The organism is Flavobacterium sp., from assembly GCF_039930565.1.
Lineage (GTDB): Bacteria > Bacteroidota > Bacteroidia > Flavobacteriales > Flavobacteriaceae > Flavobacterium.
On sequence record NZ_JBDTTP010000094.1, the window covers coordinates 1 to 12,957 of the forward strand.

11 protein-coding genes are annotated in these 12,957 nt (G+C 33.4%); 4 read left to right on the forward strand and 7 right to left on the reverse strand.

Annotation, left to right across the window (positions count from 1 at the left end):
* The first annotated feature begins 125 nt into the window (after positions 1–125).
* On the forward strand, positions 126–509 hold the full coding sequence (locus ABI657_RS17270) for a DUF983 domain-containing protein (protein WP_348098514.1): 384 nt from the start codon (positions 126–128) through the stop codon (positions 507–509).
* On the opposite strand, the gene ABI657_RS17275 is transcribed toward ABI657_RS17270, so the two are convergent.
* From ABI657_RS17275 to topA, 7 genes are all read right to left on the reverse strand, one after another.
* Positions 490–1,563 carry an FAD-binding oxidoreductase gene (locus tag ABI657_RS17275; protein ID WP_348098515.1) on the reverse strand — a complete coding sequence of 358 codons (1,074 nt, stop codon included), beginning with the start codon at positions 1,561–1,563 and terminating at the stop codon, positions 490–492. The genes ABI657_RS17270 and ABI657_RS17275 overlap by 20 nt on opposite strands.
* Before the next feature lie 69 nt (positions 1,564–1,632).
* A complete protein-coding gene (gene gldN, locus ABI657_RS17280) occupies positions 1,633–2,622 on the reverse strand; it encodes a gliding motility protein GldN (protein ID WP_348098523.1) in 990 nt (329 codons plus the stop codon).
* 44 nt (positions 2,623–2,666) lie between these two features.
* Positions 2,667–4,208, reverse strand: coding sequence for a gliding motility protein GldM (gene gldM, locus ABI657_RS17285; RefSeq protein WP_348098516.1), 1,542 nt, complete (start codon positions 4,206–4,208; stop codon positions 2,667–2,669).
* 52 nt (positions 4,209–4,260) lie between these two features.
* Positions 4,261–4,905, reverse strand: a complete 645-nt coding sequence (gene gldL / locus ABI657_RS17290) for a gliding motility protein GldL (RefSeq protein WP_348098517.1) — start codon at positions 4,903–4,905, stop codon at positions 4,261–4,263.
* A gap of 58 nt (positions 4,906–4,963) precedes the next feature.
* Entirely contained in the window at positions 4,964–6,361 is a 1,398-nt protein-coding gene (gene gldK, locus ABI657_RS17295; RefSeq protein WP_348098518.1) for a gliding motility lipoprotein GldK, read from the reverse strand.
* Positions 6,362–6,624: 263 nt separating this feature from the next.
* Positions 6,625–7,776, reverse strand: coding sequence for a formimidoylglutamase (locus ABI657_RS17300; RefSeq protein WP_348098519.1), 1,152 nt, complete (start codon positions 7,774–7,776; stop codon positions 6,625–6,627).
* A 2-nt stretch (positions 7,777–7,778) separates the two neighbouring features.
* Entirely contained in the window at positions 7,779–10,298 is a 2,520-nt protein-coding gene (gene topA, locus ABI657_RS17305; protein ID WP_348098520.1) for a type I DNA topoisomerase, read from the reverse strand.
* A 457-nt stretch (positions 10,299–10,755) separates the two neighbouring features.
* On the opposite strand from topA, the gene miaB reads away from it, so the two are divergent.
* The 3 genes from miaB to ABI657_RS17320 form a co-directional block, all read left to right on the forward strand.
* Complete coding sequence (gene miaB, locus ABI657_RS17310; protein ID WP_348098521.1) at positions 10,756–12,201, forward strand: tRNA (N6-isopentenyl adenosine(37)-C2)-methylthiotransferase MiaB; 1,446 nt, start codon at positions 10,756–10,758, stop codon at positions 12,199–12,201.
* 33 nt (positions 12,202–12,234) lie between these two features.
* Positions 12,235–12,624: a GxxExxY protein gene (locus ABI657_RS17315; protein WP_348098522.1), complete on the forward strand. Its 390-nt coding sequence runs from the start codon at positions 12,235–12,237 to the stop codon at positions 12,622–12,624.
* A gap of 158 nt (positions 12,625–12,782) precedes the next feature.
* Positions 12,783–12,957, forward strand: a 175-nt coding sequence (locus ABI657_RS17320) for a sigma 54-interacting transcriptional regulator (RefSeq protein WP_348098524.1), incomplete at its 3' end; no start/stop codon positions are given.

The window sequence follows — 12,957 nt, forward strand, 5'->3', positions numbered from 1 at the left end:
CAAACAAATAAGAACCTCCAAAAGAAACCGATAAATTATGTATATTAAGCATGTAATGTTATTTTATAACTAATTGATTGTGTAAATTTACAGTCCCAAATTGATGGAAATTAAATTTTTTGCAAATGTTAAAAAAAGGATCCAAATTAAATAGTATTTTAACAGGAAGTTGTCCTAAATGCCAAAATGAAAGCATGTATTACGACAAAAATCCTTTGCATTTGACTAATGTTCTAAAAATGAATGAAAAATGCAGTCATTGTGGGTTAAAATATCAAATTGAACCTTCTTTTTTTTACGGTGCTATGTATGTTAGTTATGGGTTAAATGTTGCCACAGGAATTGCAGCTTTTATTATTTCTTTTGTTTTCGTTGGCACAACTATAGAAAGATCTTTTATAAGCATCATTGTTACTTTAGTTTTTTTGTTTCCATTTGTTTTGAGATTATCAAGAAACATTTATATCAATATGTTTGTCTCTTACAATCCTAAGGCCGGTCTAAAATAAGAGTTTGTAAATATTTTTTATTAAATCGCTGGATATCGATTTCAGGATTTAAATCAATTCCATTTTCAATACTATTAAATAAATCTTTTGCCATTGCTGGTCCAAGCATTACTCCACGTGTTCCAAGGCCATTAAGAATATGCAGTGATTTATGTGAATAATGTGTTCCAATTAAGGGTCTTCTGTCTTTAACTGTTGGCCTCACTCCTGCAAAGTGTTTAATGATTTGAAAATCACATGCAATAATTTCTTTTATTCGTTCTAAAAGTTCTTCTTTTCCTTCTTGTGTAGGTATATCTGTTTTGTCCTTCCAGTTGTATGTTGAGCCAACCTTAAACAAAGCATCACCTAATGGCAATATAAAAACACTAGTGTTTATAATAACATTTAAATCTAAATCCGGAGCTCTTATTATAAATAATTCGCCTTTTGTACCATCTAATGGGAGATAGTTAAAAAATGGGTTTTTACTCAAACCGAAGCCTTCAGCAAAAATAATGTGTCTTGCCGTAATATTTTTATATTGAATACCATAATCAAAAAATTCGATTAACCCATAATCAAAAAATTGCTCTAATAAGATTTTATTCTGCAGTAAATATTCTTTATAACTATCCAATAAAAAAGCTGTGTCGACATATCCTGTATGCAAAACTTCTCCATAATCATATGGCGAATCAATGCCATTATATTTTGTGCAAATTAATTTTGTAGACAGAAAGGGGGCTAAATTTTTTTTATCAGAAGCTGAAAACCAGTTGTTCTGCTCTTCAACAGAAAAAAATTTTCTTAAAATTGGAAGTTGAAAATTAAACTTTTCATTGAGTTTAGATTGAATATTTTCATAAAATTCATCCATGACACGAAGTTGCTCCTGAGCTTGCCATACTTCACTAAAGCGTTTTAAAATGACCGGATTATATAAACCTCCTGCAATCCTTGATGAGTTTTGGGATTTATCATCAATTACCAGAATTTTTTTATTGTATTTTAAAGCCATTTCTGCAAAAGAAATTCCGGCTAGTCCAGAACCGACAATTATATAATCAATCATACAAATGGTTTAAAAGAAAAAACTCTTACTATAATATAGTAAGAGTTTTTTATAATGTATTTTAACTACTTAGTAGTTCCACATATCTTGTTCAAAATTACGAATCTTCTCTTTTACTCTTTCTGATTCCAACAATTGATTTTGTGCATTATCCTTCATGTACTCTTTAATCTCACGATCACCGTACAAGTTTTCTTCTTTGTAAATAACTGCATTAAAACGTCTTGAATTCAAAATTTGATCAAAAGAAATTGGTAAGGCCGAATTATTGTCATTAAAAGCTTTTGCTTCATGTAAAACTTCTCGTGCATTAGGATAGAAAACCCAAAACAATTCAATATAATCCTTTTCATCACTATTCATCGTATATACATCAGGAGTTACCGGACAAATACCAAGTAAACGATATTTTAATTCACTTTGACGTTTATCAAAATACCAGTATCCTTTTATTTTATATTCAGACACATCCTGAGCAGTAAGATCCTGTTTTAATACATATTCAGACGGAACTGTTCTAGAAGCAGGAACTGTTTCATCAACATAAGTAATAACTTTCTTTTTACCACTACCAGTAACAACTTTCTTCTTAACAACGTGAGTTTTATAGTCATCCGGATATTGGTTAATCAATTCTCTACCAGCATCTGTAGTATCAACACGGGATAATGAACCCTCGATGTCTTTAAGAGATTTTTTAGTATTGAAATAGCTATCAGTATACACCTCTGTTATCTTGCCATTTTTAAGGGCTTTTGTCAAAACATCATATAAAGAGCGTCTGTTCGAGCCAATATTAGCAGTATCTATTGGAAAATACAATGGAAAATTGATTTTTTCATTTAAATCAATAATCTCCCAGGTAGTTTTTCCCATTAATACATCTCTATCATCTACATAACCGTAAGCTAATGGCTTATCGTTATCCGATATAAGCTGAGCAGGAGTTTTAAGTCCTATCTGATCAGGTGTCTTCGCATTAAGCAAATTGGATTGTGCAAACGAAGAAAGCCCCCCTGCGATAGAAAAAACAGCTATTAAAAAATTTCTTACTTTCATCATGATATCATTATAAGATATTGAACGTAGTTTTACCTACTTTATTATTGTATTTCGAAAATTACCGGAGCAGTTCTTGGTAATAAATAACTACCAGCCCCAACAAGTTTAGTTTTAATTTCAGAAATTGTTACCTGATCCCCTCTGCCTGCTTTCGAAAGAACTGATTTACATTGAGCATTTAATCTGTTACCATTAACAACAACAGTAGGTTGTCCAGTAACTTTTAGGTTAAATCCAACAACATCCAAACCAACTTCAAAATCGAAATCAACAAGTTTAGCACCAATAGTAGCAATTTCTAAGTTAGATTTAGGTCCTTTTACAACACCCATTTCTCCTCTAATTGTTCCTGTTGGCCCAGGTATACCTTTAATTCTAAAAGTTTTCTTATCTGTAACTTTCTCACCATTTGGTAATGTTCCTGTGACAGAGATTGTAGCTTCGGTTCCCTGACCTGGACTCATATTATATTTGCCAGGTTTACCAGCTGAATTTAATCCCGGAGCACTTGCAACAATTTTATTAGCATCAACACCAGCGAATGATACAGAGATTGGGTTAACAACACCTCTATAAACAACGTTCATTTTATCAGCTGAAATAGTAGCAGAGTTTGGTCTTGGAACTACAACATATTTGCCAGCAAATTTAAGAGGAATGTTTTTTCCATCTTCAAGGAAACTAAACTGACCATTAATATTTTGCTCACCAACACCTCCAGCTGTTAATGAAATAACGGCTTGTCCATTTACAATCTGTCCAGGACCCTGAAATGAAGTTGGCTTTGTATTTTCGTCATAACGACCTAAAACCACTTTACCTGTTACTTTTTCACCTTGGAAATAAGCATTTTTATCCAAAACAACTATTGCCTGATAATTACTGTAAGAAGCTGCAGCAACAGCCGCTTTTCCTAAAGCACTATTATAAACATCCGTTTGAACTTTCTGAACATCATTTTGCCAAGCTGAAAGTTTAGCAGCTGATGCAATTGCAGGAAAGCCTTTAAAATGATATTCTAAATATCTTTCTTTTATACCATCTTTATTTTTCACATCTGAAACATCAAATTTTTTCTCAATTTCAGAAATAATACCAGCATATTTTTTATCTGTACCTAAAGCAGCTTTAATATCTGACTTGTATTTCTCAATCTTAGAAATAATTTCCTTACCTTTTTTAGTGTAACCGTCTCCTGTAAACCAGTCGTCGATATTATCACCTCTATCCATAGATTCATAAGGCAATTTTCCTGTTTCCTTGTCTATTTCAAATCCTTTTATAGATTGTGCTTTTAAAGCACCTATATAATTAAAAAATTCTTTTGAAATCGATTCCACTTTATGAGCCGTTACTGCAGCAATAGCAAATTCTCCTTTTGCTTCAGCAGCTTTTTGATCTAAAGATGATAACAATGATTCATTTGTCACAACTGAAGAAGTATTTGCACTTTCGAACTTTTCATTCATCAGACCAAAAGCAGATATTACTTCTTTTGATACGTTCATTGCTAACATTGCGATGAAAACCAGATACATCAGGTTAATCATCTTCTGTCTAGGGGTTAATTTTCCTCCTGCCATTTTTTTAAAATTAGTTTTTATTAATAAAATTTAATATCTAGTTAAAAACTAATTATCCTTTGTTACTCATTGCAGAAAGCATACCTCCATAAACACTGTTTAAAGAAGCGATATTCGCAGTCATAGATTGCATTTGCTCTTTTAATTTATTAGCATTATCAGCTATTTCACTGTTAGCTTGTGCGTTTCTTGAAGCACTTTCTAACTGTACTTTATATAAACTATTTAATGATTCCATTTGGGCTGCAGCCATAGAAATTTCTTCCGCATATTTCTTTTGCCCGGTAATAGAATCAACTGTTGGAGAAATTGCTTTTGCAGCTCCTTCGAAGTTTTTGATACTGTTTCCTAAACTTGACATTAATTCACTGTCAATTTTAGCTTCTTTAAGCATTATGTCTAATTTTTGAGATAGTAAACCCTGCGCGTCACTTGGAGTTTCAATGTCTGCTTTTTTTCTAGCCTGACCATTTGCTAATTCTGGATAAACAAGAGTCCAGTCTAACTCATCATCAACAGGTTCAAAAGCAGAAAGTGCAAAAATTAATGCCTCAGTTAACAATCCTATAGAAAGCATAACGGTACCTGTTAACGGACCAAGTTCAAAGTGAGTAATTTTGAATAAAGCTCCAATAATTACTACTGCCGCTCCCATACCATAAGCGAAATTCATTGCTTTTTTACTTAATAATGCCATAATACTTTTTGTTTTAGGTTTAATTAGATTTAGGTTATTTATTTAATTCAATTTTAATTTACTTTTTTTTATTTCCTGTTACCTGAGTTCCCATGTAATCCTGTACGGTTCTAAACCCAATATAACTTCTTGCTGAATCTGCATATTCATGATCACGGGTACTAACCTGTAAAAAATAAGCAACATCTTTCCAGGAACCTCCACGAACAACTTTTCTTTGGTTATTTCCGTCAATTACATTTGGATTCATTGTAGAAACATATTCGTATGCATTTGGATTATATGCAGAATCAGTCCATTCAGCAACATTTCCCGCCATATTATACAATCCATATCCATTTACTTCATATGATTTTGCTTCTACGGTATACAATGCTTCATCAGCAGCATAATCACCCCTGCTTGGCTTAAAGTTCGCCATAAAACAACCTCTGTCACTTTTGGTGTAAGGACCTCCCCATGGATAAGTTGCAGATTCAAGACCGCCTCTAGCAGCATATTCCCATTCTGCTTCTGTTGGTAATCTAAATACATTTACTAAATCACGTCCTTTTTTCTTAGATTTAATGTAGCTGTTTTTATTTAAAGTTCTCCATGCACAGAAAGCTTTAGCTTGTTTCCAGGTTACACCAACTACAGGATAATCTCCGTATGCTTTGTGCCAAAAGTAATCATTATGCATTGGCTCATTATAAGAATAGGCAAAATCCTTAATCCAAACTGCCGTATCAGGATAAATAGGCACTTCTTCTGTCTTTACAAAATCTTTTCTCTTACCAACTTTAGCCTTTGCTGCCGCCTGAATATCCATCCAGGAATAACGGAATTTCAATTTATTCACATCAATTGTTCTCAAACCATTGTATGATTCTTCAATTGGCAAATACATAGAATCCATTACTTCAGCATAATAAGCATCAGGATAAGCTTTAGTATCTTTTATTAATTTAACTTTTTTATTTAATTTTCTTCCTGCGTAAGGATCATCTTTTGTTCCTACACTATAATAGTTATCATACATATACTTATCATAAGCAGTCATTTTATCCGGCTCAGAATCATTAAATGCATAGTCTGCAATACTGCCGGCATTCTTTCCTTTTCCATCACCAGCTGCCTTTTGACCAGTTTCATCTGCTAAAATAGCTAAACGAACTCGCATTGTTGAATCCTTAACCCATTCCACAAACTGACGATACTCAGCATTGGTGATCTCTGTTTCATCCATATAAAACGAACGAACTGTTACTGTCTTTGTTGGAGCATCTTCTACTGCAGCCAAATCAGCATCTGATTTACCCATAATAAATGATCCACCCGGAACCAAAGTCATACCATATGGCTTTTCCGGATGCCATTTTCCTCCTTGCACACCTACTAATTCACCTTTATCACCTGATTTTCCACAGCTAATTACTAGTGTTAACATTGTCGCAAATGCAATAAACTTCTTCATATAAATTTGGGATTTCTATTCATTATTATAAGTTCGTAAACCTATTTATTATTTTTTTAAAAAACAATACTCTGTGAATATTTATTTTAACGTTCAAAAATAATGTTAAAAAAAATAAAAAAAAAATAAAAAATCGATAAAACAACACAAATAATCGACAAAATACATATTTTTTTATTTATTGAAAATATATTCCTATTAATTAAAATAAAAATAAATCTTTATAAAATCACAAAATTTCGCTTTTTAATATTTTTTTTAATTTACAAAACATTTTTTCGTTGTGCTTTCCACCATCTCTCCGGTAATTCCTGATTACAAGCGTGTAAATACTCTTCATAAGAACACGGTAATAACGTATTAATTTTTAACTTATTATTGCTCTTTAAAATATGCGGTATTTCAATCCACCATCTGTCCGTTTTGTCACTTTTATAAAAAACTAATTCTTCATTTTCCAAAGGGACAATATATTTTAAATAATTATCTCTGTTTCCAAATGGATATTCTTTTGAACGATAATGATAACCTTCAATAAAGTACCATACTATTTGTGAAATCAAAACAGATTCAGCAACTGTACTATTATGATTAAAAATACCAAAAGCAGAGACTTTATCACTAATTCCGGCATATCTTGATAAAGAACAAATTTCTTTTCCATTAAACCCATTTGGTTCAAACAAAATCATATTTCCTGAATCGGATGACTTAACTGAATTAAGATCAAAACTCACCAAATCAGCATCTCTAAAGACAGGCTCTGCTAAAGCAATATTGTTTGAGATTTCACCTAGTCGGTAGGCGTCAAAAAATAATTTTTCAATTAGATCGATTTCCTCTTGTGAATTATAATAGGTCTGATATCCTATATTGCAATAATTAAACAGGTTGTTTGGTTCATCAACAATAATCTTACTAAGATAAGAACCCGCAGAAACTGTTTCATTTTCTCTTCCAAAATCAAATTTATTATCTACTGAAACCAAATTTACCATTTGCTCTAAATCATCATAAGCACGGTATAAAGCATAAGTTAAATCCTGAGAACCTCCTATGACTATCGGAATGACTTCATTTTTTATTAATGTTGAAGTAACCTTTTTAAGAGCAAAATAAGTATCTTCTACTGAATTTCCTGAGATTATATCTCCCAAATCAGCAATTGAAGCATCCCAATTACCCGGAAACATACTATAAATTTTTTTTCGAACAGTAGATAAATTAACTGCATTTACGATATTTATATTTCTACGGTCTTCTAATACACCAATTATTGCGATGTTAATTTTACTAACATCAGGAAACTGATCCTTAGTATGAAAAACAACCTTGCTGCCTAATTCCTGGGAAGAAAGTGAGTTAACAAATTCCAGAATTGTTTCATCTACTGGTTTTAGAAAATCAAATTCCATTTTTATTTCTTTTTAGCAACTGGTTTTTTAGCAGCAGCTTTCTTAGTTGGTGTTGCTTTCTTAGCTGGTGCTGCTTTTTTTGCCGGCGTTTTTCTGGCAACCATTTCCTGAACTTCAGCTAATGTTAATTTGGTTGCATCAACATCTTTACTCAATTCAATTTTAATTTTTCCTTTTGTTATTACGGAGCGCCCCCAACGTGCTTTTTCTACCAAAATACCTTCGTCTTCCCAATTGTGAAGTACTTTATCAATATTTTTTTGTAATTTATCTTCAATCAAATCCTGAACGTCTTGTTGAGACAAATTATCAAAATTATATTTCTTGCTTACATTAATAAAAATACCATTCCATTTGATGAAAGGTCCAAATCGGCCAACACCTTTTTGTACTCCTTCACCTTTATAAACCGCAATCGGAGCATCGGCAATTGCTTTTTCATCAATTAATTCCTGTGCTCTTTCTTTTGTAACGGCAAGAGGATCTTCACCTCTTGGCAGCGAAATAAAAACACTTCCATGACGTACATAAGGCCCATAACGACCATTGCTTACCTCAACTTCTTCTCCTTTATATTCACCTAAATTTTTAGGCAATAAAAACAAATTCAAAGCTTCTTCAAGAGTAATATTCCCAATATTTTGATCAGTCATTAAACTGGCAAACTTTTTATCTTCGTCATCCGCCTCTCCGATTTGAGCCATTGGTCCAAATTTTCCCAGACGAACAGACACCTGTCTTCCATCAGTATCTTTACCCAGAATTCTTTCACCACTTTCTCTTTCGGCATTGGCTTCAACATCTTTCACATTTGGATGAAACTTATCATAGAACTCCTGCATCATGGTTGCCCAATCAATATTCCCTTCGGCAATTTCGTCAAAATCCTGTTCTACTTTTGCGGTGAAATTATAATCCAGGATATTTCCAAAATTCTTAACAAGGAAATCAGTAACGATTGTACCAATATCTGTTGGAACCAATTTGCCTTTATCAGAACCTGTATTTTCCTTCAATAGCTTCTCGCCTACTTTATCAGCCTGCAAGGTAAGTTGCGTATAATTACGTTCCTGACCTTCCAGTGTTCCTTTTTCAACATAGTTTCTATTGATGATAGTGGAAATAGTTGGTGCATATGTTGATGGACGACCAATTCCTAATTCTTCTAATTTTTTCACTAAAGAAGCTTCAGTATAACGTGCCGGTGGTCTCGAATATCTTTCAGTTGCCGTGATATAACTGTTAACCAATTTTTCATTCACTTTTAAGGCTGGCAACATTCCTTCTTGTTCTTCTTCATCATCATCGTGTCCTTCCAAGTATACTTTCAGGAAACCTTCAAAAAGTAATACTTCTCCTGAAGCTGTAAAAATCTCACTATGATTATTTGCTTGAATTTTTACATTTGTTCTTTCTAATTGTGCATCGCTCATTTGAGATGCCAAAGTTCTTTTCCATATCAAATCATACAAACGAGCCTGATCGCGATCTATGTTTACAGTATGACGTGACATATCAGTTGGCCGAATCGCTTCGTGAGCTTCCTGTGCTCCTTTACTTTTATTGGCAAAAGTTCGGGGTTTCGAAAACTCTTTGCCGTATGATTTGATGATTTCAGCTTCGGCCGCATCCATTGCGTCTTTAGAAAGGTTTACACTATCGGTTCTCATATAGGTAATAAGTCCGGCTTCGTATAAACGTTGTGCTAATTGCATTGTAATTCCTACTGGCAAATACAGCTTTCTCGCTGCTTCCTGTTGAAGTGTTGAAGTTGTAAATGGTGCTGTGGGGGATTTTTTGGTAGGTTTTGTTTCTAAATCAGAAACTTTATATTGTGAACCGATATTTTGTTTTAAGAAATCTTCGGCTTCTTTTTTAGTATTGAAATTTTTAGGCAATCTGGCTTTGAAAGTTTTTCCGGCTTCATTTACAAACTCAGCAACAACTGAATAACTTGCAATTGCATTAAAATTTTGGATTTCTCTTTCTCTTTCTACAATTAAACGCACAGAAACTGACTGTACACGTCCTGCTGATAATCCGCCTTTAATTTTTCTCCATAAAACAGGAGATAATTCATAACCCACTAAACGATCCAGAACACGTCGTGCCTGTTGTGCATTTACTAAATTATAATCAATTTCTCTTGGATTATCTATTGCTTTAAGAATTGCTGATTTGGTAATTTCATGAAAAACAATTCGTTTGGTTTTTTTACTATCCAATTTCAGTTCTTCAGCAAGATGCCATGATATAGCCTCACCCTCGCGGTCCTCATCACTTGCTAACCAAACCATTTCGGCTTTCTTAGATAAGGCTTTTAATTTACTTACCAAGGCTTTTTTATCAGGAGAAACTTCGTATTTAGGCTTAAAACCATTCTCTACATCAACTCCTATTTCTTTTGATGGCAAATCGGCTATGTGACCATAACTTGATTCTACCTGAAAATCGCTACCCAGAAATTTCTCTATCGTTTTCGCCTTTGCAGGTGATTCCACTATTACTAAATTCTTTGCCATTGGTCTATTTTTCTGCAACAAAAGTAGAAGTTTTTTTTAAATATCAACCTTGATAATTTATTTTTAAGGTATTTTGATATTATGTTTCCAAAAATTGCAGATTTATCTGTAAACGGATTGATAATATATATAGGTATAACTTTTAAAGGTTTAAGACCGATAAAAGTTCTTTTTAGCGCGAGTTCAATAGCCCGGATTACAGTGGAAAGCCCGGAATAAAAAAAGCAAAAGTTTCCTGTTTTAAAAAAGCGACCAGCGGAAGCTCTTTTAAAACATTGGAAACTTTGCTTTTTGTATGAGGACTTGAAACGGAAAGCCGGAATAGCTGCATCTTAATTATGAATTATCAATTACGAATTGCTTTTTACCAGGATTTCTCAAAACATTGTTAATTCTTTATCTGACATCTTGTCATATTTATACCTTTTGCGTTATCTTTGCACTTTGAATTTACGAAATGGAAAAGATTATTGAAGAAAGCAAACAGGGTGAAAGTCTTGTTTTAGAAAATAAACCTGAGAATACAAAAAAGCTTTTTATAGAAAGTTATGGTTGTGCGATGAATTTTTCGGACAGTGAGATTGTAGCTTCGATTTTGTCCATTAATGGATATAATACCACCCAAACACTTGAAGATGCTGATTTAGTATTGGTAAACACCTGCTCGATCCGCGATAAAGCCGAACAGACTATTCGCAAACGTTTAGAGAAATATAATGCTGTAAAGCGTATTAATCCGAAAATGAAAGTGGGCGTTCTGGGCTGTATGGCAGAGCGTTTAAAAAGTCAGTTTCTGGAAGAAGAAAAAATTGTCGACCTTGTTGTTGGTCCTGATGCTTATAAAGATTTACCGAATTTATTGGCAGAAGTGGAAGAAGGCCGTGACGCCATCAATGTAATTTTATCGAAAGAAGAAACATACGGAGATATTTCACCGGTTCGTTTGATGAGCAACGGAATTACAGCTTTGGTTTCGATAACCCGTGGCTGTGATAATATGTGTACTTTTTGTGTTGTGCCTTTTACACGCGGACGTGAACGCAGCCGTGAACCACAAAGTATCATGGGAGAAATTCAGGATTTGTGGGACAAAGGCTTTAAGGAAATTACACTTTTGGGTCAGAATGTTGACAGTTATCTTTGGTACGGTGGCGGTTTGAAAAAAGATTTTATAACTGCTTCTGAAATGCAAAAAGCTACTGCTGTTGATTTTGATCAATTGCTTGAAATGGTTGCGGTTGGTTTCCCAAAAATGCGTATCCGATTTTCGACTTCTAATCCGCAGGATATGCACGAAAGTGTTTTGCATGTTATTGCGAAACACCCTAATATCTGTAAACATATTCACTTGCCGGTTCAGTCCGGAAGCAATAGAATTTTGAAAGAAATGAATCGCTTGCATACTCGTGAAGAATACATGAGTTTGATAGACAAAATCAGAGCAATTATTCCGAATGCTTCGATCTCGCAGGATATGATTGCCGGTTTCCCGACAGAAACAGAACAAGATCACCAAGATACAATGAGTTTGATGGAATATGTGAAATATAATTTCGGTTATATGTATTCGTATTCTGAACGTCCAGGAACTCTGGCCGGAAGAAAAATGGAAGATGATGTCTCGGAAGAAACAAAAGCAAGAAGACTGCAGGAAATTGTCGATTTGCAACAAAAACACGCTTGGTTTAGAAGCGAAGAATTCGTTGGTCAGGTCGTAGAAGTTTTAGTTGAAAAAGTATCTAAAAAATCAACTGAAGAATTTTCAGGAAGAAATTCACAAAGTATTACGGTTGTTTTCCCGAAAGAAAATTATAAAATTGGGGAGTTTGTAAATGTAAAAATTACAAGCTGTACGAGCGGAACTTTGAAAGGGGAAGCTGTTGGGTTGAGTGAAATGAATTAATTTTTTAACCGCAAATTTCACAAATTAATCTCTATGTCTGACTCAAACGAATATTATTACAAGAAAAACGAGAATTACACTATTGTTGGAATATGTATGGAAGTACATAGATTATTAGGATCTGGATTACTTGAAATCGTATACAAAGACGCATTAGAAATTGAATTTAAAAACCATCAGATTCCATACCAACGAGAAAAGGAGTTTGCAATAGAATATAAAGGAATTATTTTGCCTCATAAATTTTATGCAGATTTTATTGTTTACGATGATATAATATTAGAAGTGAAATCTGTTAAAGAAATTTGCAATGATCATCTCGCCCAAACATTAAATTATATGAAACTTGCAGATACTCCTGTCGGAATAATTGCAAACTTTCAAAACAAATCATTAGTACATAAACGATTAATAAATTCTTAAAGTGAATTTGCGCAAATTTGTGTAATTTGTGGTTGATTAAAAATTAGCGGTAATCATTAATATTGAGATAAAAAATAAAAACATTATTTCCGGCTTTAAGACTCAAACATTCAGCAACTTGAAGCCTGAAACAAACAAAACTTGAAACAAAATTTTACATGGAAACAGTTCAAGCAATAAAACAACGCTTTGAGATTATTGGGAATGACCCAAAATTAAATCGCGCCATTGAAAAAGCCATTCAGGTTGCTCCCACTGATATTTCGGTAATGGTAACCGGGGAAAGTGGTGTTGGTAAAGAAAATATTCCAAGAATAATACATTCGCTTTCGC